This window comes from Bartonella sp. AC158YNML, from assembly GCF_042196725.1.
GTDB lineage: Bacteria > Pseudomonadota > Alphaproteobacteria > Rhizobiales > Rhizobiaceae > Bartonella.
Map to the genome: position 1 here is coordinate 67606 of NZ_JBHIQU010000003.1, position 24778 is coordinate 92383.

The window sequence follows — 24778 nt, forward strand, 5'->3', positions numbered from 1 at the left end:
TCCTTATGACAGAACATAAGCCAGACATAATGTATGGCACAACGATTATTACGGTACGAAAAGGTGACAAAGTCGTGATGGCTGGCGACGGTCAGGTTTCTCTTGGACAGACGATTATGAAAGGCAATGCACGTAAAGTCCGTCGTCTTGGCAAAAGCGGAGTGGTTATTGCTGGTTTTGCAGGTGCTACGGCAGATGCTTTCACATTACTAGAAAGATTGGAAACAAAGCTTGAACAATATCCTGATCAGCTTATGCGTGCCTGTGTAGAACTTGCAAAAGATTGGAGAACAGATCGCTATTTGCGTCGTCTCGAAGCAATGATGCTCGTGGCTGATAAGAAAGTAACTTTGGCTCTAACAGGGCTTGGTGATGTTTTAGAACCAGAAGATGGGGTTATGGCAATTGGCTCTGGAGGAAATTTTGCTCTTTCAGCAGCGCGTGCACTCATGGATTTGGATTTGGATGCAGAAACTATTGCTCGTAAAGCTATGGCTATTGCCGCTAAAATTTGTGTTTACACCAATGATCATTTTACGATTGAAACATTGGATGCAGAATTATCTTCTTTAGAGAAAGCTATTTAAATGTGTGTTGTATTTTCCCCTCGTGAGACTGTTTCTGAACTTGATCGTTTTATTATTGGCCAAAATGATGCCAAACGCTCTGTAGCTATTGCACTGCGCAATCGGTGGCGTAGGCAACAGCTTGATGAGCCGATGCGTGAAGAAGTTATGCCAAAAAATATTTTAATGATAGGGCCAACAGGTGTTGGTAAAACTGGTATTGCACGTCGATTAGCAAAACTTTCTGGAGCACCCTTCGTTAAAGTAGAAGCGACTAAATTTACTGAAGTTGGTTATGTGGGACGTGATGTTGAGCAAATTATTCGAGATCTTGTTGAAATTGCCATTTCTCTTGTGCGTGAAAAGAAACGGGATGAAATAAAAGAAAAGGCCCACGTGAATGCTGAAGAGCGTGTTTTAGACGCCCTTGTTGGTAAAACAGCAAGTCCTACTACTCGTGATAGTTTTCGTAAAAAATTGCGTGAAGGTGAATTGGATGAAAAAGAGATTGAAATTGAAGTCGCCGATAATAATAGCAGTAGTGCTTCAACCTTTGATATTCCTGGTATGCCTGGGGCGCAAATGGGTATTATGAATTTATCAGATATTTTGGGAAAAATGGGCAGTCGTACAAAAGTCCGTAAGACGACAGTAAGAGATGCTTTTAAGCCGCTCATTGATGATGAATCTGAAAAACTCCTTGATCAGGAGCAAATTATTCAAGAGGCGCTTCGTGTTGCTGAAAATGACGGTATTGTTTTTATCGACGAGATTGATAAAATTGCAACCAGGGATGGTGGAGCAAGTGTTGCGGTTTCGCGTGAGGGCGTTCAACGGGATCTTTTGCCTTTGGTTGAAGGAACAACAATTTCTACAAAATATGGGCAAATAAAAACCGATCATATTCTTTTTATTGCCTCAGGTGCATTTCATGTTTCCAAGCCATCTGATTTATTACCGGAACTTCAAGGACGTTTGCCCATCCGTGTGGAGCTCAACCCTTTAACAAGGGAAGATTTACGACGCATTCTAACGGAACCAGAAGCTAGTTTGATTAAACAATATATCGCTCTTATGGCAACGGAAGAGGTTCATTTGGAAATTACAGATGATGCTATTGATGCTTTAGCAGATATTGCTGTAGATTTAAACGCAAGGATTGAAAATATAGGAGCACGTCGTTTGCAAACGGTGATGGAGCGCGTTTTGGATGAAATTTCTTTCACTGCGCCTGATAAAGCTGGAACAACATTTACAATTGATGCTGCTTACGTGAGAAAATCTATTGGCGAGCTTGCTGCTGATATCGATCTTTCACGTTTTATTCTTTGAAAGTTATTGCTTGTTCTGTTTATCTGCGTGCTTCGATAATTTTGAAACCATGGGGTTGTTCGTGTATCAACACTGTGCGGAAAATATTTTTTAATAATGTTTCATAAGGCAGGTGGCGGTTTGCAACAAAAAGCAGACTGCCGCTTGGCTTTAAGCACTTTGCAGCATTTATAATAAAATTTTTTCCTAATGAAACATCTGTTGTTTGTTGTGTGTGAAACGGTGGATTTGAAATGATTGTGTCATATAGATTTGTGATAGGTTCATGTACAAGGTCATGCCAATAAAAATGAATTGGAAAAGGAGTTGTTATGGATTTAAGGTGCTGTTTTGCTGCTCTCAAAGCATTGTAGTCTGCTTCATAAAGGTCGAGAGCAGTGAGTTTTTTACTTCTTTCAAGCGCAACGTGAGAAAGATAACCCCATCCAGCACCAAAATCAGCTGTTTTTCCAGAAATAACTTTGAGCATATAAGAAGCAAGCGCAGCAGATCCTGGATCAATACGACCGTGTGAGAACATACCAGAAGTAGTTTGAAATTTACCAAAAGTAAGCGGTGGTGAGCGCAATTGTACAATATTCTGTTTCTCTATTTGTGGAGGAACTTGCAGCCAAAATACCAGACCATGATTTTTAGACAGTTTATTGGTGATGGGGACAATATTTTTGACCCATTTCATCATTGAAGCAGCACCAGCAGTTTTATTCCCACTGATCACAACCCATCCATTGGGTTTAACGCATTCTAATAAATCAAGAAAACAATTTTGATTAAAACCACGATATTTGCTCAAATGTAAAAATGCACCATCATAGTTGAAAGTTTTATCTATTTGAGGAGAGCAGTGAAATTGAGTATCGACAAATTTTAAAAAATCTGGTCGCCAAGGCGTAATAATTTTTAAATTTTGCGCCCATTTTTGAGCCGGAACTTCTGTTAAACCGAAACTCAGCCAACATTGGCTTGGATCTGGATACGGGAGTTCATGATTTTCAAAAGGCAAAAATAATAACACATAGGGCTCTTTCAAAGAAAAATGCCATTCCAATATTGGGATGGCATTTCATGATTGATAAGAAGAAAGGCTTACTCTTCTTTTTTCTTACGGCGGCGCTTATTTTCAGGTTGTTTTTTTTCATCCACGCACTTTTCTTCATTCATCGCTTTATCACCGGTGATTTCCTTTCCGGTTGTTTGATCAACGACCTTCATTGATAACCGAACTTTTCCACGCTCATCAAAGCCCATTAACTTAACCCAAACTTTGTCGCCTTCCTTAATAATATCGGTTGTTTTGGCGACGCGTTCTGATGCAAGTTGAGAGATATGAACGAGTCCATCACGAGAACCAAAGAAGTTTATAAATGCACCAAATTCTGCAGTTTTTACAACTGTTCCTTGGTAGATAGCACCAACTTCAGGTTCATCAACAATAGAATGGATCCAGCGTTTTGCCGCTTCAATGGTTTTAGCATCAGCAGAAGCAATTTTAATGGTACCATCATCTTCAATATTAATTTTTGCTCCTGTTTGTTCCACGATTTCCCGAATAACTTTACCACCAGAGCCGATAACATCACGGATTTTATCGACAGAAATATTCATAACTTCGATTCTCGGAGAAAATTCACTCAGCTCAGCACGTGCACTGGTTAAAGCTTTCGCCATCTCATTAAGGATATGGATTCGGCCACCTTTGGCTTGTTCAAGCGCAATTTTCATAATCTCTTCGGTAATACCATCAATTTTGATATCCATTTGCAAGGCAGTAATACCATTTTCTGTTCCTGCGACTTTAAAATCCATATCTCCAAGATGATCTTCATCTCCTAAAATATCAGAAAGAACAGCAAAGCGTTCTCCTTCTTTAATCAAGCCCATAGCAATACCAGCAACAGGGCGTGCTAGAGGAACACCAGCATCCATGAGAGCAAGTGACGTTCCACAAACCGTTGCCATAGAAGAAGATCCATTGGATTCAGTAATTTCTGAGACAGCACGAATGGTATAAGGAAAAGATTCTTTATTTGGCAACATGGGATGAATTGCTCTCCATGCCAATTTGCCATGTCCAATTTCACGACGACCAGGAGAACCAAGGCGTCCTGTTTCACCCACGGAAAATGGTGGAAAATTATAATGGAGGAGGAATGTTTCCTTATACATACCCGTTAAAGAATCAACATATTGTTCATCTTCACCAGTTCCCAATGTTGCAACGACAATAGCTTGTGTTTCTCCGCGGGTAAAGAGTGCGGATCCATGTGTGCGGGGTAAAATACTTACTTCTGATTGGATAGGGCGCACGGTAGAAAGATTGCGTCCATCAATACGCTTTTGGGTATCAAGAATGTTTCCACGAACAATTTTTGCTTGCAATTGTTTAAAGACGGTTGCAATTTGATCTGCACTGAATTGACAGTCGTCTTCTGTTTCTGGCATAAATTTACTGATAATTTCTGTTTTTAGAGCATCAATTGCAGCATAACGTTCTTGCTTATCAGTAATTGTGTAAGCCTTTCGTATATCCTGTTCTGCCATTTTCTGCACCGCTTTTTCAAGTTCAGAAAGATCTTCAGGAACAAAATCACGAGGATCTTTTGCAGCAACTTCAGCAAGCTTGATGATGGCATCAAGGACAGGTTGAAGGCCTTTGTGACCAAACATCACAGCTCCCAACATGATATCTTCCGGTAATTCTTGTGCTTCTGATTCAACCATCAAAACAGCACTTTCTGTTCCAGCAACAACAAGATCAAGTTTTGATTCAGGCATTTCATCGATATGAGGATTAAGAACATATTGTCCATTACAATAGCCAACGCGGGCACCGGCTATAGGCCCCATGAAAGGAACACCTGACAGGGTCAATGCGGCAGAAGATGCAATCATTGCAAGGATATCGGGATTGTTTTCGAGATCATGCTGTATAACGGAAACAATAACTTGTGTATCATTTTTATATCCCTCAACGAAAAGGGGACGAATTGGGCGATCAATCAAACGTGAAACCAAAGTTTCATTTTCACTTGGTCGACTTTCACGTTTTAAATAGCCCCCAGGTATTCGACCAACAGCATAGGATTTTTCTTGATAATTAACGGTGAGTGGAAAAAAGTCCTGGTCTGGTTTTGGGATTTTGGCTGATACAACGGTAGCTAAGACAATCGTTTCTCCATAGGTGGCAATCACTGCACCATCAGCTTGACGCGCTATTTTCCCTGTTTCAAGGGTGAGCGGACGCCCGGCCCATTCAATTTCTATCTTGTGCGTTTTAAACATTTTTTATCCTTAATGACCAGTGTTTAAATCTTTGATTGCTCAAATTCTGGTTGTGCGTAGCATATTTTCAAGCTCTGGGGTAGACAACAAGTTACTTCTATCCTTTTGGTAAAAAAAGAAGAAAACCGCATTAAATGTGAAATGGTAAGCAATCCTATCCCATAATAACTTATCAGCTTTTAAAAATTTTAACTGAAAGAAACACGTTGAAAAAAATGGGTGTTTTTTTAAATACCACCCCCATTTTTCTTTTAGCGACGCAAACCTAATTTCTTAATAAGTGTTTGATAACGATTTTGGTCAACTCCTTTAAGATAATCAAGAAGGCGCCGGCGTTGAGACACCATCTTCAAAAGACCACGACGAGAATGATTATCTTTTTTATGAGATTTAAAGTGGTTTGTTAAATTAGAAATACGTTCAGAAAGTACAGCAATTTGTACTTCTGGTGATCCTGTATCACCAACTTTATTTGCGTATTCTGCGACAAGAGCTTGTTTACGTTCAGCTGTAATCGACATCGTATTATCCTTTCCAAAAACGAAGAAACATAAAGCCACCCACAGCCGAGATGTCGTTCAGCAAGGGTCTGTTAAGAAACAAGAAGAGTCGAAGACTCTTACCTATTCTCGTTCTTATATAGGAAAGAAGGTTAAAATACTAGTCCTTAACAGCATTTTGAAGTCTTTCTCTAAATCAAGGGCTTTTATTTAGAAATATTGATTTAAAGAGGGTTTTATGAGAATTTTTAAAGAATTATGCATCCTTTTGATACAAAAATTATTGCGTGTGTATGGTAAAAAAATGATAAATACCGATTTGGAGGAAAAAGATGCAGAGCATTTCAACATTAAAACTTTTCCGTAATTCGGTATTTCGAAATTTATGGTTATCGACTCTTATTTCTAATTTAGGGGGATTGATACAGGCTGTTGGAGCAGGGTGGTTAATGGCGTTGATTAGTTCTTCGCATTCCATGGTTGGGCTTGTTCAAAGTGCGACAACGTTACCACTTGTTATGTTTTCTTTGATGGCAGGGGCCTTAGCTGATAATTTTAATCGGCGTCAAATTATGTTGTGCGCGCAAATTATGATGATGGTCATATCCATGAGTTTAGCTGTTTTAGCCTATCTGGGATTTCTCACACCTTGGCTTTTATTATGTTTTACGTTTTTTATTGGATGTGGCACGGCTTTTTATAATCCTTCTTGGCAAGCAACGATAGGAGATATTGTGAGCAGGGAAAATATTCCTACTGCTGTTAGTTTGAATAGTGTTGGCTTTAATTTGATGCGGAGTGTTGGCCCTGCGATTGGTGGTGCCATTATTGCAACTTTGGGTGCATCTGCTGCTTTTTTGTTTAATGCTATAAGCTATATTCCTCTTATTGGTGCGTTATTTTTCTGGAAATCGAATTATAAAAACAACCCATTGCCACGAGAAAGACTGTTAGGAGCTGTCTCAGATGGTTTGCGTTATGTTGCGATGTCGCCTAATCTCTTAAGTATTATGGTTCGAGCGTTCCTTTTTGGTATAGGAGCAATTTCGATTTTAGCACTTTTGCCAATTGTTGCGCATAAAGTTCTCGGAGGAAATGCCCTTCTTTATGGTACGTTGCTGGGTTGTTTTGGGTTAGGAGCCATGACAGCAGGTATTATTAATGAATTTGTACGGCATCATTTTCGTTCAGAAACAATTATTGCAAGTGCATTTATTGGTTTTGCCTTTTCTTGCTTTTTATTGGGAATAAGCCGTTCATTGATTATAAGCCATATTGCTTTATTTCCTGCAGGTTTATGTTGGGTTTTGGCATTATCGTTGTTTAATACATCTGTACAACTTTCTACACCACGCTGGGTTGTAGCTCGTTCTTTAGCACTTTATCAAACGGCATCTTATGGGGGGATGGCTATTGGAAGTGCAATCTGGGGAGTTTTGGCTGATGGTTATTCTCCAACAATTGCTTTGAGCATTTGTTCTCTATTCTTGATTTTAGGTGCTCTTGCGGGGGTAAAGTTTAGAATTCAAGAAATTCCTCAGATAGATTTAAATCCTCTTGATCATTTTAGAGAGCCGGAATTATTACTCGACCTCAAAGCAAGAAGTGGCCCGATCATGATAATGATTGATTATCAAATTCATGAAAATGATCTCGAAGAGTTTCTTAAAGTGATGACGCGTCGACGCCATATTCGGTTACGCGATGGTGCGCGTCAATGGGTCCTTTTACGAGATCTGGAAAGACCTGAATATTGGACAGAGGCTTATCATATGCCAACATGGGTAGATTATTTACGCCATAATCATCGTCGCACAAAAGCGGATGCCGAAGTCAATAAGCGTCTGCGTCATTTAAATTGTGCTCCTAACGGTATAAGAGTGCACCGCATGATTGAACGCCAAACAATACCCCAAGCCAATGAGATGCTTTTAAAAGTCTCCTCTGATCATCTCCCTTAGGGTTAAAACAGTTTTTTTGTAAAATATTAAATTATGTTAATATTATTTTGATCAATTTTTTTGCATAAGTGCAACAACAAAAAAACGGGTATTACAATAGTTAATATATTGACTTATAAATGACTAATTATCATTTTTTATGGTAAATAATAGTCTTCAAAAATTTAAGTTTTTCTCATTTCAAATCTGTTTACTTTACTTTATATTGCATCAATCAAAACCATTTTCTTGTACGTCACAAGTAAGAGCGGGTATGATAGAAAAAGGAGGATTTCTAATAAACTATTTCGAGTGCCAAGGTTTATTACGACACTTTAAATTAGAAAATAGAATGGTGATACCGGCTTATATTTTTATTAAGCGTAAAGATGGGGCCATGCGCAATGAATTTTATATATTTTACGAGCGTTGTTGTGAAATAAGTTCGAATGCATTGAGAAATGTTTCTTAAAAAAGCATGTGAATAAGCAGCACAACAATTTTTTATTTTAGGCGTCCTATTTTGAGTGAGAAATAATCATATTAAAAGAACGAGAAAAATAAAAACGTAAGACAAAGCGTAATCCCTATTATTTAAAAAGTAGAGTCGAATGAAAGGGATAATAGTAAGATGAAAAATAGCTTGTTTTTGCTTGCATGTTTTTGCAAAATGAAGCTATCTTATCCTTTTAAATATTACTCAACCAGATATATCTTTACTCATATCTGGTATAGAAAGTTCAAACTGTTTACAAAATACCAACCATGGAATGAAGAGATATACTAGCTTTTTATTCGATACAAAAAACAACGATAAGCTAATCCCTAGCTTGACAATTTCTTATTCTTTACAGATATTTTTACAAAACCTTTGCGTGCTTTCGTGACGATTAGAATGATCGATTGTAAGCATAATTATGCCATTTTTAGGTGGTCAACGATCAATTTTTATTGGATAAATAGTTGGAAGGGATTATCCTTACAATGTGTTTAAATCCTGAGGTTTGAGTTTTTCTATTCGGAACAATTCTTTTTGCCAAAAAGAGATTATGTAGGTGTGTACTGTAATGATCAAATGAGTGATTTAACATGATATAGATTCTTGAGTTTTTAAGGTTGGACGCAATGAATATGATTCCAACACATTGATTATAAGAATAAATAACTGTTTTTTATATTGAATGTAAAAGTCTAGATATCGTAGGATTATTTCATTTTAAATGTGTTTAGGTTGAATCTATCCAAATCATTCGCTGATACATTACAAACGGAGGTTAACGTGTGAGTAAAAAGAGATTGAAAAAGGGATATAACATGCCTCTTATGAATCTTTTTAAATGCAAGGACTGTTGTTACATTAGGGGGGGGGACAAAGTGTATGATGGTATTGGCTTGTATCGTTAACTTAATTTTTGATGTGAATAAGAAAAATGGAGACAATGAAAAGCAACACATTTTCTTTATTTGAGAGAGAAAAATGATCTTTCCGAAAAAGGGGGAAAGAATCGATTAAATTGTAAAAATCCGCTTTGCTTTAAATAGATCTTTGTCGAGGGTGCCGATAGCAAGCAGTTGTTCCTTATAGAGGACACAAATTTCATCTTCATCAAGAGGTATTTTGTGATGACACAAGAGTATAGAATGCCCCTTCATAACTCTTTGTGCTTGGGTTTCATTAAGGGTATAATGAAAGAGGCAATCCAATGCGGCGCTCGTTTCAATTAAGAGCCCATCGAGTGTTGTGAAATTTTTTTCAAAAGAACTATTATTTTCCTCTGTAGTATTTTTATTTAGCGGGCTAGCTGCTTTTAGTTCATCCCATGTGATGAGATCCTCTTCATCAAAAGGTGCGACGGTAATACGTCTTAAGTCAGCAATATGCCCGTAGCATCCCAGATCACGTCCCATATCGCGTGCTAAAGAGCGCACATAAGTTCCTTTCCCGCAGGTTATTTCAAAGACAGAATACTCCTTGGTAGGAGTTTCTATTAACTTGAAAGTTTCTATTTCCACTTCACGGGGTGGAATTTCAACGATTTCCCCTTCACGCGCTAGATCATAAGCGCGATTTCCAGCAATTTTTATTGCTGAAAATTGTGGAGGTGTTTGCAAAATAATACCTGTATATTGAGGAAGAAGAGCAAGTATTTCTTCTCGAGTTGGACGTTTGAGAGATGTTTTGGTTATTTCTCCCTCTAGATCATCTGTTGAACGTTCTTGTCCCCAAGCGATATGAAAACGGTAAGTTTTTTTGCCTTGCATCACGTAAGGAACGGTTTTGGTTGCTTCACCCAATGCAATGGGTAAGAGACCAGAAGCAAGAGGATCAAGCGTACCGGCATGTCCTGCTTTTTGTGCATGAAAGAGCCATTTGATTTGTGAGACAGCTTCTGTGGATTTCATTCCCTTTGGTTTATCAAATATGACCCAGCCAGAAACAGGACGTCCTTTTTTTTTGCGGTGTCGTGCCATACTTAAACCTTATCTTTATCACTATGGTGAAGATCGCGCGCGACCTCAGGCGAACGAAGTAGGGCATCAATTTTTGAAAAATTATCAAAACTATTATCAAGTCGGAAACGCAGTTGAGGCATATATTTCATTTGTTGCAACGTATGGCTGATTTCTCCACGGAGAAAACGACTATGTTTATTGAGAATATCAATGACATCGGTATCGGTATGGAAAGTATTTTTAAGAGTGCTGAGAGGTGATACAAAACAAGTGGCAATTTTTAAATCTGGTGACATTCGTACTTCAGAGACAGAAATGACAATATCCTTCAAGACATCATCAAGCAAAATACCACGCTGTAGTATATGCGCTACTGCGTGACGTACTTGCTCTGCTACTCTAAGTTGCCGTTTTGATGGCCCTGCATTTTTCATCAAAGTTTTATCCTCGCTACAAGACCTCTTTTTTGATCATTTAGATAAGGAAAAAAAGAGACATTGTCTATATAATCGAATAACTTTCCTCATTTTACACTAGGGTAAAGTTATTGGATTATTTTATAATGTGCGATTAATATGTTCGATACGGAAGGTCTCAATGATATCTCCTGCGCGCATATCTTCATAGTTTTCAAAGGCTATTCCACATTCTTGACCACTTTGTACTTCATTGACTTCATCCTTGAAGCGTTTGAGTGTTTTTAGCTTTCCTTCGTGAATAACGATGTTATCACGGATAAGGCGAACGCCTGCTCCTCGTTCTATTTTACCTTCTGTAACACGACATCCAGCAACTTTTCCGATTTTTGTAATGTTAAAGACTTCTAGAATTTCAGCATTACCAAGGAATGTTTCACGCTGTTCTGGTGAGAGTAATCCAGACATGGCGGCTTTGATATCGTCAACAAGATCGTAAATGATGTTATAATAACGAATTTCAATTCCTTGTGTTTTAGCAAAATCACGCGCTTGTTTATTGGCCCGAACATTAAAACCAATCACAGCTGAATTAGATGCTTCTGCAAGAGAAATATCACTTTCAGTAATTCCTCCAGCACCAGAATGTACAACACGCGCACGAACCTCATCATTTCCTAGCTTCTCTAATGCTGAAGCGATTGCTTCAATTGATCCTTGCACATCTCCTTTTATAATAAGAGAAAACTCCTTAACACCAGTTGTTTGCAATTTTGTCATCATCTGTTCAAGAGAACCACGCGAACCCGTTTGTCGAGCAACAGCTTTATCACGAGCTAATCGTTGACGATATTCAGAAATTTCGCGTGCTTTTGCTTCATGTGTGACAACAGCAAAACGATCTCCAGCTTGTGGTGTTCTTTGCATGCCTAAAATTTCAATTGGTGTAGAGGGAACAGCTTCTTTGACATGGCGACCACGGTCATCAATCAAAGCGCGTACACGACCCCATTCATTTCCGGCAACGATAATATCAGAAGGATGTAATGTACCTTTTTGAACAAGAACTGTTGCAACAGATCCGCGTCCTCGATCCAATTTGGCTTCAATGACAACGCCCTCTGCAGTTCGCTGAGGATCTGCTTTCAGGTCAAGCATTTCAGCTTGAAGAAGGATAGCTTCGAGAAGTTTATCTAGGTTTTGACCAGTTTTAGCAGAAACCTCAACGTCCAAAGTTTCCCCGCCCATAGTTTCAACAAACACTTCATGTTGTAAAAGTTCTGTACGTACTTTTTGTGCATTCGCAGCTGGTTTATCAATTTTGTTGATAGCAACAATGATAGGGACACCAGCAGCTTTGGCATGATTGATTGATTCAATCGTTTGGGGCATGACACTATCATCAGCGGCAACAACGAGAACAGCAATATCGGTAACACGAGCTCCACGAGCACGCATAGCGGTAAATGCAGCATGCCCTGGTGTATCAATAAAAGTAATTTTTTGACCGTTTTGTTCTACTTGATAGGCACCAATATGCTGCGTAATACCACCTGCTTCGCCAGAAACAACATTTGCTTTGCGAATAGCATCCAGAAGAGAAGTTTTTCCGTGGTCAACATGGCCCATAATGGTTACAACAGGGGGACGCTGCTGCATATTTTGAGGATTATCTGTTACATTAAAGATACCTTCCTCTACATCAGATTCTAAAACACGTTTAACAGTATGGCCAAATTCAACAGCGATGAGTTCGGCAACGTCTGCGTCAATAACATCACCAGGTTTCACCATTTGTCCCTGTTTCATTAAAAATTTAACTACATCAACGGAACGCTCAGTCATACGTTGTGCGAGCTCTTGAATGGTAATTGTTTCAGGAAGAACAACTTCGCGAGAAATTTTTTCTCTTGGTTCTTGGTTTTGTGCACGCTTAAACTTTTCCTGTCTGCGCCGCATTGCAGCCATTGAGCGCCCACGTGCGCTTCCTTCTTCATCCAGTGCGCTATTAAGAGTTAGTTTTCCACGACGTCGCTCATCAGTCCCTTTGATAACTTTTGGCGCGCGTATTTCTGATTTAGAAAGATTAGAACGTCGGTTATGCCGCTCTTCTTCTTTATCCTCATCTATTTTGCGTTTTTCAATCACAGTTGTGTTTTTAGGCGCAAGAGGAATATCTGTTTGTTCGATGAGAGGAGGAACAGGTGGAGTCTGTATCAGCGGTTTTTCTTCTTCTTGTTGGGGATGTATTTCTTTTTCTTTAATTTCTTGCTGTAAAATTTCTTCCTGTTCTTTAGCGCGTTTTGCTTTTTCTTCGGCTTGTTCTCGCGTTATTCTTTCTTGGATATGTGCTTCTTCTAATGCGCGAAGTCTTGCTTCCATTTCAGCCGATGAAAGATTGCTTTTGGCTACAGATTCTTGAGGCTTTTTTCCCTCAAAACGTGGTTTAGAGCGCTGGGAAGCCACATGCGGCTTTGTAATGGGCTGTAGGGTCTCAGTTTTTTCATCAGGTCGCGTAATTTTACGCCGTTTAGTTTCGACAACGACAGCCTTTGTACGGCCATGGCTAAAATTTTGTTTGACCGTGCTCGTTTCCAAGACAGACCGCTTGAGAGTTAGTGTCTTCTTGATTGTTGTTTTGTCGTTGTTATTTTCACTCATTGTACTTCCTTCACGGCTTGTGCCGTCATCTCACCAAGCTTACTATGTTTGTCATCACGATAGGTGATCAATTTATATATCGTTTTGAGAAATCCTTCAGCAGCCTTTGTGTCCAATAAAGCTGCGTGCATTACAGGACTAGAGCCAAAAGCCACTCGCATTTCATCACTTGTAAATAAAGATATGGTTTTTATAGTGCGATTTGTTTGTTGTTGTGTTGTGTGGATGGCCTGTGCAATTTTTCGTTTTCCATCTTCTGTTGTTTCTTTGGCATGGAGTACAAGAATAACTTGACCAGAGCGAATAGCGGTGTCAACCTTTGTTGCTCCTGCGACAACGGCTCCTGCTTTTCTTGCCATGGAAAGGCTTGAGAGAGCAGCTTTTAGTAAAAGCGTATCAACAATATGCACAAGATTTGGTACAACCTCAACATCTGTTTTAAAATTTCTATGAAAAGCTTTCTGTTTGATTGCTTTCTCAATAACAGCGTGATGGGCAGAAATCCAAACGCCACGCCCTGGTAAATTCGCTTTAAGATCAGGAACAATTTGGTTATTGGGACCAATAACAAAACGGATCAGCATTTGTGCTGAAGCATTTTTTCGGGTCACAATGCAAGTCCGTTCATTCATTTAAAGTGTATCCACATCCAAATCATCTGTTTTTTCATTTTCTGCAGAATTTTCATCTTCTACAGGATTTTCTGTAACAAGATCAGCTTGGTCTATCCAGCCTGCTTGTACACGTGCGGCTAAAACCATAGCTTCTGCATCATCACGTGTAATGTCAAAAGGGGTCAGAATACCAGAAAAATTCTGTGTTTGACCTTCTTTACGTTCTCTCCAGCCGGCTAAATCATCAACGGCATAGCCAGCAAAGTCTTCTATTGTTTTTACACCATCCTCACCAACAGCAACCAACATAGCACTTGTCATTCCAGGAAGTGTTCGCAATTCGTCAGAAACTCCGAGTTTTTTACGTTTTTCGTCGAGCTCTTTTTCTTGCCGATCAAGATATTCACGGGCACGACTTTGGATTTCATTAGCAGTTTCATGGTCAAAACCATCAATAGAAGCGATTTCTTCCAGATCAATATAGGCGATTTCTTCAATAGAAGAAAAACCCTCTGACGCCATAACTTGTCCGATCATTTCGTCAACTTCTAAGGATTCCATAAACAATTTACTCCGTTCAGTAAATTCTTTTTGACGATTTTCAGATTCCTCCTTTTCCGTTAAAATATCAATGTTCCATCCTGTTAGCTGCGAAGCTAAACGAACATTTTGTCCACGTCGTCCAATAGCAAGGCTAAGTTGATCATCTGGCACAATAACTTCAATACGTTCAGCATCTTCATCAAGGATGATTTTAGAAACTTCAGCAGGTTGTAATGCATTAACGACAAATGTTGCTGCATCAGGCGACCAAGGAATAATATCAATTTTTTCGCCTTGTAATTCAGCAACAACAGCTTGTACACGACTTCCTCGCATTCCAACGCATGCTCCAACAGGATCAATGGAACCATCGCGTGAAACAACGGCGATCTTAGCTCGTGAACCCGGATCGCGGGCAACAGATTTGATTTCTATAATACCATCATAAATTTCAGGTACTTCCATAGTGAAAAGTTTTACCATAAATTGGGGATGGGTGCGTGAAAGGAAAATTTGCGGCCCACGCGTTTCACGGTGTACATCATTGACAAAAGCACGAATGCGATCTCCATAGCGGAATGATTCACGAGGAATTAATTCATCACGGCGCACAATAGCTTCACCGCGCCCTAGATCAACGATGACGTTACCATATTCCACACGCTTAACTGTACCAGAAATAATTTCACCAACTTTATTTTTGAATTCTTCATATTGCTGATCACGCTCTGCATCGCGTACTTTTTGTACAATAACCTGTTTAGCAGATTGTGCTGCGATACGTCCAAAATCCATAGGAGGTAAAAGATCAGCAAAAAAATCACCAATTTTTGCTTCTGCTTGACGTTTGAGAGCATCAGACAAAGTAATTTCCGTTGTATAGTCTTCAACGACATCAACGATTTTAAGCAGGCGCTGTAATTTAATTTCACCTGTTTTAGAATTGATTTCAGCACGAATATTGGTTTCTTGACCATAACGAGAACGTGCTGCTTTTTGAATAGCATCAGCCATCGCAGAAATGACAATTTCACGGTCGATTGACTTTTCACGTGCAACAGCATCTGCAATTTGCAGAATCTCAAGCCTGTTAGCGCTTGTAGCCATCAATTTTCTCCTTCTTTGTGCCACACGATGGGTATTTCCCAGTGATATTATTTTTTGAAATTGAGCGTCTGTATAGAGTCGTTAACGTTCTCTTCGGCAATGAATTGTTGACTTAAATCTTTATTTTGTTTCAATGCATCGCGAATAAGCTCATCGGTAAGCACTAAATGCGCATTTATAATATCACAAAAGGAAATAGGGGTATACATGGCTTCTCCATAAGCAGCTTTATCAGTGTTTAAAATAAATCCATCTTGCGTGATATTTGTAAGTGTCCCACGAAATTTTCGGCGCCCATCAATTGTTATTTTGGTTTCAATTTTTGCAAGATGCCCTTGCCAATGAAAAAAATCAGATTTTCTTACCAATGGACGATCAATTCCAGGGGATGAGATTTCTAAATGATATTTGCGTTCAATAACATTTTGTACATCAAGGAGGGGAGAAACAGTTCGACTAACCGTTTCACAATCTTCTATGGTCATAGAACCATCGGCACGTTCAACCATAATTTGAAGTGTTAAACCATTTTGACCAAGAAGTTTCACGCGAACCAAACGAAAACCTAAAGGTTTAAGTAGTGGTATGACAAGAGCAGCAACCTGTGCTTCGATACCATCTTCTTCAAACAGGCGCGGTTCGTCAAGATTGCTTATTTTTTCAACTTCATTCATAAATTTTATCCAAGTTGGTTTCATCAGTTTTATGATATTAAAAAAGAGCGGGTCCAACGGCCCACTCTTCATCATAAGACCAAGAATTTAACTATTGATACTCTTAAATCCAAAATTTTTCAAGTTGTTTATGAGAAAAGCGCTTGATCATTTATTTCTTGATAAAGGTAAGATAGGCAGGCGTTCGTCCTTCGCGGAGAGCTTTTGCTTCATAGCGGGTTCCTCTCCATAGTGGATAAGGGTTTTTCCAGTCTTGAGGGCTTTCTGCTTTCCACTCAAAGTAATCATGTTGTGCACAATGGTATAAGGTCCAGTTTACATAACTGTCTATATCGCTAGCAAAGCGAAATTTTTTTCCCTTTTTAAGAACGCGAGCAAAACGGTTAAGATTTTTTATGTTGATGAAACGTCGTTTCCAGTGTTTCTTTTTCGGCCAAGGATCAGGATAGAAAAGATCTATTCCATCAAGCGAGTTATCAGGAAGCCAATCAAGGAGGCGCGTAGCATCATCATTATAGAGGCGAAGACGATTTTGATGGTGTTTATGTTGTTCAAGGGACAACAATATTTTCGCCATGCCATTAATAAAAGGTTCGATGCCGATAAAACCGGTTTGTGGAAAATGTTCCATTTCATGGAGTAAATGCTCACCTCCACCAAAGCCGATTTCAAGTCGAACTTCTTTTACTTTGCTTGAAAATAAGGATGTAAAGTTTGAGGGAGGAGGGACATTTAGATCAATATTAAAATATGGGAGAAGCATTTTTATACGTGTAAGCTGACTGTTTCGAAGTTGTTTTCCTTGTCGGCGTCCAAAAAATGCTTCACTCTTACGTATATTATGTTTAATCATGGGATTTGGATCATTGTTTGAAGCGTTTTCACGAGATCAGTTTTTTCCCATGAAAACGAACCATCGTGTTTTGGTTTACGACCAAAGTGACCATAGGCAGCTGTTTTTGCATAAATAGGTTTATTGAGGTCAAGATGTTTTCGAATGCCGGTAGGTGAAAGGTCCATTATTTTGCGGATGGCTTCTTCAATAACCTTTTCATCGACTTTTCCTGTTCCATGAAGATTAAGATAAATAGATAAAGGTTGTGCAATACCAATTGCATAGGAGAGTTGAATGGTGCATCTTTCTGCTAAATGAGCTGCAACAATATTTTTAGCCAGATAACGTGCTGCATACGCTGCAGAACGATCAACTTTTGTCGTATCTTTTCCTGAAAAAGCACCGCCTCCATGGGGTGCTGCGCCTCCGTACGTATCTACGATAATTTTGCGTCCTGTTAATCCGGCATCACTTTGAGGACCACCAATGACAAATTTTCCTGTTGGGTTTATATACCAACTACATTGATCAGAAATGGGAATATCATGTAAAGCTTGACGAATGTATGGCTCAACCACTGTACGCACTTTGTTGGAATCCCAACTTTCATCGAGGTGCTGCGTTGAAAGAACGATGGATGTTACCTCTATAGGTTTTCCATTTTTATAACGTATGGTGATTTGGCTTTTAGCATCTGGTCCTAATTTTCCAGTTTCTCCTTCTCCTTTATGACGGGCTGCGGCAAGAAGTTTGAGAATCTTATGCGCATAATAAATTGGTGCAGGCATGAGATCTGGTGTTTCACGGCAAGCATATCCAAACATGATACCTTGATCACCTGCTCCTTCTTCACCATGCCGATCTGTAGCATTATCAACGCCTCTTGCAATGTCCGTAGATTGAGGGCGCAATAGAACATCAATTTTAACAGTTTTCCAATGAAATCCGGCTTGTTCGTAGCCAATAGCACGAATAGCACGGCGTGCTGCTGTACGAAAACGCGTAGGATTAATGAGTGGAAAGCCAATCTTATCATAGATAAACTCTTTATTTTTATCTTTTTTTAAGAGTGTATCGGGAACACGCACTTCACCGGCAATAACAACACGGTTTACACTGACGAGAGTTTCACAAGCAACGCGGACTAACCACGGATCAGTACCAGTCTTTTGAGCTTCTTTATAGATCATATCAACGATTTCATCAGAAATACGATCACAAATTTTATCAGGATGCCCTTCTGATACCGATTCGCTCGTAAAAAGATAATCTTGATGCGGCATAGGAACTCCTTCAAAAAGAAAACCAACGATTCAATTAATTGCCTACTAAAATTTCTACGGTTTGCCAATTCCACAGCAAATCGTTAATGCGAATTTATATGAATAAGAGAGAAAAAATATAATTTTAATTTTATAGCTTATTTGTTAAATCTTCCTCAGAAAGTGCTTTTGCTAAGTCAATGATTTTTCGACGCACTTTAGCATCAGAGATATTCGTAAAAGCCCGCATGAGTTGGATACCTTCGCTGCTAGAACAAAAGTCCATAAAATTGTGATCACTTTCAGCAAAACCTTCTACTTGTTGAGAGGTAAGTCCTTTATCAAAAAAGTAAGAAACAGGAACATCCATAATTTCTGCTATCGCTTGAAGACGACTGGCACCGATACGGTTTGTTCCTTTTTCATATTTTTGGATTTGCTGAAAAGTGATGCCTAATTTTTCACCTAGTTTTTCTTGAGTAAGTCCTAAAATATTACGACGTAAACGAATACGAGTTCCAACATAGATATCTATAGGGTCAGGTTTTTTTCTAGTTTCGGTCATAATGCAACTCTTTAATTTCCAGCACTTTTCTTTTAAACCAACATCAGATTTATGCGAAGCTGGTTTATCATATAATTAAAATAATATGTAATATTTTTTCCCAATATTACTGGTATATGCAACATAATATCGCACAAGGAGCACTTGAATCATTTAAGCTGTTTTGTAAAACCAAAACCAATACGACACAATAGCATAAGGATGAATAAGATAAAAGTAGAGAAAGTTCTGTATTCATTGCTTCCTATAGGGGTAATGGATGGTGGAATTTTTGAATCAATAATGCCCACAGCATTTTGTTGAAGAGCTACAACGATTCGTCCATAAGAATCAATAACTGCTGATATTCCATTATTGGCTGCCCGTATGAGGGGGATTCCCAGTTCAACGGCACGAAGCTGTGCTTGTTGAAGATGTTGATAGGGTCCTGGTGTTACACCGAACCATGCATCATTTGTAACATTAATGATTGCTTGAGGCGGGGAACCTTTAAAAGTCATTTCATGAGGAAATATTGCTTCATAACAAATCAAGGGTAGATAAGAAAATCCGTTTGGCATTGTGACAGTTTCGCGCACATGCGCAGCACTATATCCACCAATATTATCAGCGAGGATATGCAATCCAATTTTTTTCAATAAATTCTGATAGGGAAGATACTCACCAAAAGGGACCAAATGAAGTTTATCGGAAGTGTTAAAAATATTACCTTGAGCGTTAATGACTACAATTGTATTAAAATATTGTGTTTGGGAATGGGGTAAATCATCACTGGCGCGTATTGCTCCGATAATAGCCCATTGTTTAGGTTTTAAAAGAGAGGCGATGTGCATTGTGATAGATGATTGATCATAGAGAAGATAAGGAACAGATGCTTCAGGCCATACGATAAAATCAGGTTCTGGATTTTTACCAGTTGCTGGTGCTGCACTCAGATTCATATGCGCTTCCAACGTGGCTTCTCGTGTATTATCGCGCAATTTTATATTTTGTTGTATAGAAGGTTGAACAATGCGCACCCAAAAACTTCTTTTTTGATCTTCAGCTGTATTGTCTATCGTATGGAGGCGATAAAATCCAAAACTACAGTGAATAAATATAAGTGCTAAGCAAAGAGAAAGGGCAGCTTTCTTTTTTTCATCTGTGAGTAAAACTGTTGGCAAACTGTAGGTTAAGACCACAAGAATATTCATTCCGTACAGTCCCACGATGGCATCAGATTGCATGAGCATTGGGGTGGGCATGGCTGTATAGCCAAGAGCATTCCATGGAAATCCTGTGAATAAGAACGCACGCAACCACTCGGCTAATCCTAAAGAAAAGGCTAAAACAAAAAAGCGTGCTATTCCTTTTGTCCATAATAAGCCGACAATGAAACCAGAAAAAAACCAATAAAAAGAAAGGTAGAGAGGAGGAAATAAAATGGCTAGTGGAACTGCCCAACCAAAAGAATCTGGATCTGTTAACAAAGCATTGCAGAGCCACCAAAGTCCGCAAATAAAATAACTAAAACCAAAGGTTCCACAGCTTAAAGCGTAGATAAAAAAATGTTTTTTATTGTTTGGGGAGGACTGTATTGAGTCCAGTAAAACAATAAAAATGGGGAAAGTTAAAAAGCAAAGAGGTGTCAAATAAAAGGGTGGAAGTGCAAAAGAAGTAAAAGCACCACATAGAAAGATCAATGCTTGGCGCTTCCAGCCGGTAACAGAGGACAAAAAAACGATGAAATTGTTAAAAAACTCTGGACTATTCTTTAGGAATGGCATTGTTCTCAAGATTCTCATTTTCTGGAATGCGAAAAATGCGTAACCGCTTAATCCGGCGTTTATCAGCTTCTAAAATACGAAATCTATAGCCAGGTACAGCTTCGATAATTTCACCTTTTTCAGGAATGCGATCAAGAATGGAGACAATCAAACCACCAATAGTATCAACATCATCACCATATTCCCCTACGATAAAATCAGGTCCAAGAGCTTTCTCCACATCTTCTAGTTCAGTTCTTGCATCAACGAGCCATTTATTATTGGGTTCGCGTACGATAGCATTGTCAACATTATCATGTTCATCTTCGATATCACCAACGACTAATTCAACAATATCCTCCATTGAAACGAGACCATCTGTTCCTCCATGTTCATCAATAACTAAAGCCATTTGTGTTCGTGTGGTTTGCATCCGTGTTAATAATTTGCTTGCTAGCATAGAACTGGGAACAAAGAGAACTTTTCGGATTAGATCCAATTCACCGATTGGGGTATGCAAGTCTGCATGGTTTAATTGAAGAAAATCGGATTTCTGTTCGGTTTTTGTTGGGGTGATAATAAAGCGAATCATATAGTTAAGAATATCGCGGATATGGATCATTCCACGCGGATCATCTAAAGTTTCAGCATAAACTGGTATGCGAGAATGACCAATTTTTGCAAAACATTTAAGGGCTTCTCCAAGTGAAGTGTTTATTTCTAATGCTTCAATTTCAGAACGGGGTATCATAACATCATCTACGCGTGCTTCACGTAAGCGTAAAATGTTATGCAGCATAGTACGTTCTTCAGGTGAGAAGAGGGCGGTGTCTTTTTCATTGTTAGTCGTGAGGGCAACGGTAAGGTCATCGCGCAGTGACGTAGATGCACAATTACGACCACGTAAGAATGAAAATAAATGATTCATCAGAGAATATTTTTCTGTATGATTCGTTTGTTGAGAGGGATTTTTTTCATTATTAGAAGATGTAGGACTATTATTTTGTGCATTTATTTTGTTGGCCATGGTTTTGAAATCTTCTAAACTTTCTTTTTATAATAGATGAATGAGAGGCTTAAATGGTATGCTCGTAATATTAATTTTAAAAGTTAAATTTTATCATTTATAGACAATTCAGCGTAAGGATCTTTTATGAAAAGCTTTTGAAGAATTTCTCTTTCAAGCTTTTCCATTTGATGTGCTTCATTATCAGTTTCATGGTCATAACCAAGTAGATGCAAGATGCCATGAACAATCATATGCATTAAATGGTCTTGAAATGTTTTTCCTTCTTTCTCTGCTTCGAGAACAACAGTTTCTCGTGCAATAATAATATCACCCATTATGGGACCAGGAGGATTTCCAGCTTTAAGGGGAAAAGCAGGAAAGGATAATACATTGGTGGATTTGTTTTTATTGCGCCATTGTGCATTGATTTGTGCCATATGTTCATCATCCGTAAAAAGCAGGCTAATTTCGCTTACAACATTTTCCAATGAAACATGATGCATTGTTGTCGTTAACGCTTTTTCGGTGATATTATAAAGCATTTCCTCATCATTCCACCCTGCGCTTTTAATCATTATATCAATAATAATCATGATGAATCAAATTCATTTTTTAATGTGTCGCACGCGAGTGATTTTTTTTTATTGTGTATTCTAGAATCACGATCATAAGCGCGAACGATAGCAGTAACAAGCGGGTGACGTACAACATCTTTTTCCTCAAAATGCACAATTGCAATATTTTCTACATTTGAAAGAATGCGGATTGCTTCAGTGAGACCTGATTTTTGTCCTGTAGGCAAATCGATTTGGCTTACATCACCGGTAACAATCATACGCGCTCCTTCTCCAAGACGTGTGAGGAACATCTTCATTTGCATGGGCGTAGTATTTTGTGCTTCATCAAGAATAATAGCGGCATGGGCAAGTGTTCGCCCGCGCATAAATGCAAGAGGAGCAATTTCTATGTCACCAGAAGCTAAGATACGTTCTATTTTTTTAGCAGGAATCATATCATAAAGAGCATCATAAAGTGGTCTTAAATATGGGTCAACTTTTTCTTTGAGATCACCGGGAAGAAAACCAAGATGTTCTCCAGCTTCAACAGCAGGACGTGAGAGAATAATTCGCTCAATGATACCACGTTCTAGAAGCATTGCGGCATGAGCAACAGCAAGATACGTTTTGCCTGTTCCTGCTGGTCCTACACCAAACACAAGTTCAGTGTGCTCCATAGCGTGGATGTAAGCATCTTGTGTTGGAGTCCGTGCATGAATTATTTTTTTATGAGTTCTCAACTGTGCTGGTGTACTTTTTGTTGCAGATTTGTGTGTTATTGTGTCCTCTTTCTGCTTTTTGGGTATACTTGCCATAGCAATCGCTCCTTTTATATCTGATAAAGTGAGCTCTTGATGTGTTTTTGCACGTTCATAAAGCTGCTGCAATACATATTGCGCACGTTTTATAACAGAAATACTTCCATGGATTAAGACTTCATTACCACGCGGATGAATACTGAGTTCAAGTTTTTTTCCGATATAAGCAAGGTTTTCGTCAAATTTACCAAAAACTACTTTTGCATATTTATTGTTTTCAAAAATCAAAACAACTTGGCTTGTATCTGAAGCGTTTACTTTTCCCAAGGGATCAGTCTTTTCAAGGGCAATATTTACGTTTTCTTTAACGCGCTTTATTTTTTCGGTTGAAGCTTTCAGCCTATTCTCCATCTCTACATAAATACTACACATCTTTTTGAGTAAACTCTATAAAAGACAAACTCTCTTTCGCAAAAGTGCACACTTTAGATGTAATCATTTTCTTTTAAAATAAAAGAGTTTTCCAAAATATTTATTGTGAACAAGGTCTTAGAGGCATGGTTATCTATTGGTCACTTCACCAACAAAACTGTTTGAGCTTGCATTTTTAATATGAATTTCTACCACGCTACCTGTAGAGGCTTCTGTATCGACGACAACAGGTAAAAGCCACGGGGAACGCCCTACCATTTGCCCTGAGTGACGCCCAGGTTTTTCGATAAGAACGTTCGTTTTTTGACCAATTTTAGAATGCAAGAACACATTTTGTTGTTCAAGGAGAAGGTGCTGTAGATGTTGAAGTCGGGCATCTTTTACAGATTCATCAACATGATTTTTCATGGTAGCTCCCACTGTTCCAGGACGGGGGGAATATTTAAAAGAATAAGCTGAACTGTATTGCACTTGTTGAATAAGTTTAATGGTTTCTTCAAAATCTTCATCTGTTTCGCCTGGAAATCCTACAATAAAATCACCTGAAAAGGCAATATCGGGTCGTGCCGTCCGAATTTTTTCGATAAGATGAAGATAATGAGAACTTTTGTGTTGGCGATTCATGGCTTTTAAGATGCGATCTGAACCTGATTGAACAGGCAGATGGAGGTAAGGCATTAACATATCAAGATCTCGATGTGCGGCGATAAGGCTATCATCCATATCACGCGGGTGGCTGGTTGTGTAACGCAAACGCTTTAAACCATCGAGTTTTGCAAGATGATAAAGAAGATCGCCAAGACGCCAAGTTTTGCCATCAGCACTTTGTCCATGCCAACCATTGACATTTTGTCCAAGCAGCGTAATCTCTTTAACACCTGCTTCAATAAGCTGGCGGGCTTCCTCGGTAATTTGCTCGACGGACCGTGATATTTCAGCACCCCGCGTATAGGGAACAACACAAAAAGTGCAAAATTTGTCGCACCCTTCTTGTACTGTTAAAAATGCGCTAACACCCCGTTTTCTTACTGCATGTTTATTATGAGGCGGCAAATGAGCAAATTTATCTTCAACAGCATAGTCTGTTTCGATAATCTTTTTTCCTTGTTTGGCTTTTTCTAACAATTTTGGCAGGCGATGATACATTTGTGGACCAATAACAAGATCCACTGTTGGCGCACGGCGCAAGATTTCACTTCCCTCAGCTTGTGCAACACAACCCGTTACACCAACTGTCAAGGGTTTATCAGGTGTGCGTTCTTGACGCATAATGCGCAAACGACCAAGATCAGAATAAAGTTTTTCTGCTGCTTTTTCACGAATATGACAGGTGTTAACAAGAATAAGATCGGCATCATCGGGAGTGTGTGTTGTCACATAGCCTTGTGAACTGAGACTATCAGTCATACGTTGGCTATCATAAACATTCATTTGACATCCATAAGTTTTGATAAAAACCTTTTTAGGAGTAACAGGAGGCGTATTTTTAGAATTTACTTTATTCATAGTGCATGTCTAAATGTTTT

20 protein-coding genes are annotated in these 24778 nt (G+C 38.8%); 3 read left to right on the forward strand and 17 right to left on the reverse strand.

The genetic code is table 11. The features are described 5' to 3' along the window. Positions 1–5: 5 nt before the first annotated feature. Both hslV and hslU read left to right on the forward strand, forming a co-directional pair. Complete coding sequence (gene hslV / locus ACFIM1_RS02585; RefSeq protein WP_375609183.1) at positions 6–587, forward strand: ATP-dependent protease subunit HslV; 582 nt, start codon at positions 6–8, stop codon at positions 585–587. Further along, a complete protein-coding gene (hslU, locus tag ACFIM1_RS02590; RefSeq protein WP_375606778.1) occupies positions 588–1898 on the forward strand; it encodes an ATP-dependent protease ATPase subunit HslU in 1311 nt (436 codons plus the stop codon). Positions 1899–1917: 19 nt separating this feature from the next. On the opposite strand, the gene ACFIM1_RS02595 is transcribed toward hslU, so the two are convergent. The 3 genes from ACFIM1_RS02595 to rpsO form a co-directional block, all read right to left on the reverse strand. Continuing rightward, the gene (locus tag ACFIM1_RS02595; protein WP_375609184.1) at positions 1918–2913 is read right to left on the reverse strand and encodes a class I SAM-dependent methyltransferase; all 996 of its coding nucleotides are present in this window, start codon (positions 2911–2913) and stop codon (positions 1918–1920) included. A gap of 71 nt (positions 2914–2984) precedes the next feature. After that, a complete protein-coding gene (pnp, locus tag ACFIM1_RS02600) occupies positions 2985–5180 on the reverse strand; it encodes a polyribonucleotide nucleotidyltransferase (RefSeq protein ID WP_375608024.1) in 2196 nt (731 codons plus the stop codon). A 251-nt stretch (positions 5181–5431) separates the two neighbouring features. Then, positions 5432–5701 carry a 30S ribosomal protein S15 gene (gene rpsO, locus ACFIM1_RS02605; protein ID WP_005774142.1) on the reverse strand — a complete coding sequence of 90 codons (270 nt, stop codon included), beginning with the start codon at positions 5699–5701 and terminating at the stop codon, positions 5432–5434. A gap of 311 nt (positions 5702–6012) precedes the next feature. On the opposite strand from rpsO, the gene ACFIM1_RS02610 reads away from it, so the two are divergent. Next, positions 6013–7641: an MFS transporter gene (locus ACFIM1_RS02610; RefSeq protein ID WP_375609185.1), complete on the forward strand. Its 1629-nt coding sequence runs from the start codon at positions 6013–6015 to the stop codon at positions 7639–7641. 1488 nt (positions 7642–9129) lie between these two features. Here the strand turns inward: ACFIM1_RS02610 and truB are convergent. The 14 genes from truB to miaB all read right to left on the reverse strand — a co-directional run bounded on the left by truB (position 9130) and on the right by miaB (position 24758). Continuing rightward, positions 9130–10092 (reverse strand): tRNA pseudouridine(55) synthase TruB, encoded by a 963-nt coding sequence (gene truB / locus ACFIM1_RS02615; RefSeq protein ID WP_375608026.1) that lies wholly within the window; start codon positions 10090–10092, stop codon positions 9130–9132. A gap of 2 nt (positions 10093–10094) precedes the next feature. Further along, on the reverse strand, positions 10095–10508 hold the full coding sequence (gene rbfA, locus ACFIM1_RS02620; RefSeq protein ID WP_375609186.1) for a 30S ribosome-binding factor RbfA: 414 nt from the start codon (positions 10506–10508) through the stop codon (positions 10095–10097). Between the two features lie 123 nt (positions 10509–10631). Then, complete coding sequence (infB, locus tag ACFIM1_RS02625) at positions 10632–13151, reverse strand: translation initiation factor IF-2 (RefSeq protein WP_375608028.1); 2520 nt, start codon at positions 13149–13151, stop codon at positions 10632–10634. After that, positions 13148–13783: an RNA-binding protein gene (locus ACFIM1_RS02630; protein ID WP_375609187.1), complete on the reverse strand. Its 636-nt coding sequence runs from the start codon at positions 13781–13783 to the stop codon at positions 13148–13150. The genes infB and ACFIM1_RS02630 overlap by 4 nt, the downstream gene beginning before the upstream one ends. Continuing rightward, positions 13784–15415, reverse strand: a complete 1632-nt coding sequence (gene nusA, locus ACFIM1_RS02635; RefSeq protein WP_375609188.1) for a transcription termination factor NusA — start codon at positions 15413–15415, stop codon at positions 13784–13786. It abuts the gene before it with no gap. A 47-nt stretch (positions 15416–15462) separates the two neighbouring features. Continuing rightward, the gene (gene rimP / locus ACFIM1_RS02640) at positions 15463–16089 is read right to left on the reverse strand and encodes a ribosome maturation factor RimP (protein ID WP_375609189.1); all 627 of its coding nucleotides are present in this window, start codon (positions 16087–16089) and stop codon (positions 15463–15465) included. 151 nt (positions 16090–16240) lie between these two features. Then, positions 16241–16942, reverse strand: a complete 702-nt coding sequence (locus ACFIM1_RS02645) for a tRNA (guanine(46)-N(7))-methyltransferase TrmB (protein WP_375609190.1) — start codon at positions 16940–16942, stop codon at positions 16241–16243. Continuing rightward, positions 16939–18207 carry a methionine adenosyltransferase gene (metK, locus tag ACFIM1_RS02650; protein ID WP_375609191.1) on the reverse strand — a complete coding sequence of 423 codons (1269 nt, stop codon included), beginning with the start codon at positions 18205–18207 and terminating at the stop codon, positions 16939–16941. Before metK ends, ACFIM1_RS02645 begins: the two co-directional genes overlap by 4 nt. A 130-nt stretch (positions 18208–18337) precedes the next feature. After that, on the reverse strand, positions 18338–18751 hold the full coding sequence (locus ACFIM1_RS02655; protein WP_375609192.1) for a helix-turn-helix domain-containing protein: 414 nt from the start codon (positions 18749–18751) through the stop codon (positions 18338–18340). A gap of 149 nt (positions 18752–18900) precedes the next feature. Next, positions 18901–20535 carry an apolipoprotein N-acyltransferase gene (gene lnt / locus ACFIM1_RS02660; RefSeq protein ID WP_375608033.1) on the reverse strand — a complete coding sequence of 545 codons (1635 nt, stop codon included), beginning with the start codon at positions 20533–20535 and terminating at the stop codon, positions 18901–18903. Then, entirely contained in the window at positions 20498–21523 is a 1026-nt protein-coding gene (locus ACFIM1_RS02665) for a hemolysin family protein (RefSeq protein WP_375694478.1), read from the reverse strand. Before ACFIM1_RS02665 ends, lnt begins: the two co-directional genes overlap by 38 nt. A gap of 83 nt (positions 21524–21606) precedes the next feature. After that, positions 21607–22098, reverse strand: a complete 492-nt coding sequence (gene ybeY, locus ACFIM1_RS02670) for an rRNA maturation RNase YbeY (protein WP_375608035.1) — start codon at positions 22096–22098, stop codon at positions 21607–21609. Then, positions 22095–23252 (reverse strand): PhoH family protein, encoded by a 1158-nt coding sequence (locus ACFIM1_RS02675; protein ID WP_375694479.1) that lies wholly within the window; start codon positions 23250–23252, stop codon positions 22095–22097. The genes ybeY and ACFIM1_RS02675 overlap by 4 nt, the downstream gene beginning before the upstream one ends. Before the next feature lie 129 nt (positions 23253–23381). Further along, positions 23382–24758 carry a tRNA (N6-isopentenyl adenosine(37)-C2)-methylthiotransferase MiaB gene (gene miaB, locus ACFIM1_RS02680; protein WP_375694480.1) on the reverse strand — a complete coding sequence of 459 codons (1377 nt, stop codon included), beginning with the start codon at positions 24756–24758 and terminating at the stop codon, positions 23382–23384. Positions 24759–24778 lie beyond the last annotated feature (20 nt).

Coding starts and splice junctions, on each gene's coding strand:
- metK (WP_375609191.1), bottom strand. CDS start 18,207: ATGCCGCATCAAGATTATCTTTTTACGAGCGAATCGGTATCAGAAGGG.
- ybeY (WP_375608035.1), bottom strand. CDS start 22,098: ATGATTATTATTGATATAATGATTAAAAGCGCAGGGTGGAATGATGAG.
- rbfA (WP_375609186.1), bottom strand. CDS start 10,508: ATGAAAAATGCAGGGCCATCAAAACGGCAACTTAGAGTAGCAGAGCAA.
- ACFIM1_RS02665 (WP_375694478.1), bottom strand. CDS start 21,523: ATGGCCAACAAAATAAATGCACAAAATAATAGTCCTACATCTTCTAAT.
- ACFIM1_RS02645 (WP_375609190.1), bottom strand. CDS start 16,942: ATGATTAAACATAATATACGTAAGAGTGAAGCATTTTTTGGACGCCGA.
- rpsO (WP_005774142.1), bottom strand. CDS start 5,701: ATGTCGATTACAGCTGAACGTAAACAAGCTCTTGTCGCAGAATACGCA.
- hslV (WP_375609183.1), top strand. CDS start 6: ATGACAGAACATAAGCCAGACATAATGTATGGCACAACGATTATTACG.
- lnt (WP_375608033.1), bottom strand. CDS start 20,535: ATGAGAATCTTGAGAACAATGCCATTCCTAAAGAATAGTCCAGAGTTT.
- nusA (WP_375609188.1), bottom strand. CDS start 15,415: ATGGCTACAAGCGCTAACAGGCTTGAGATTCTGCAAATTGCAGATGCT.
- ACFIM1_RS02655 (WP_375609192.1), bottom strand. CDS start 18,751: ATGACCGAAACTAGAAAAAAACCTGACCCTATAGATATCTATGTTGGA.
- rimP (WP_375609189.1), bottom strand. CDS start 16,089: ATGAATGAAGTTGAAAAAATAAGCAATCTTGACGAACCGCGCCTGTTT.
- truB (WP_375608026.1), bottom strand. CDS start 10,092: ATGGCACGACACCGCAAAAAAAAAGGACGTCCTGTTTCTGGCTGGGTC.
- ACFIM1_RS02675 (WP_375694479.1), bottom strand. CDS start 23,252: ATGTGTAGTATTTATGTAGAGATGGAGAATAGGCTGAAAGCTTCAACC.
- ACFIM1_RS02610 (WP_375609185.1), top strand. CDS start 6,013: ATGCAGAGCATTTCAACATTAAAACTTTTCCGTAATTCGGTATTTCGA.
- hslU (WP_375606778.1), top strand. CDS start 588: ATGTGTGTTGTATTTTCCCCTCGTGAGACTGTTTCTGAACTTGATCGT.
- miaB (WP_375694480.1), bottom strand. CDS start 24,758: ATGAATAAAGTAAATTCTAAAAATACGCCTCCTGTTACTCCTAAAAAG.
- infB (WP_375608028.1), bottom strand. CDS start 13,151: ATGAGTGAAAATAACAACGACAAAACAACAATCAAGAAGACACTAACT.
- pnp (WP_375608024.1), bottom strand. CDS start 5,180: ATGTTTAAAACGCACAAGATAGAAATTGAATGGGCCGGGCGTCCGCTC.
- ACFIM1_RS02630 (WP_375609187.1), bottom strand. CDS start 13,783: ATGAATGAACGGACTTGCATTGTGACCCGAAAAAATGCTTCAGCACAA.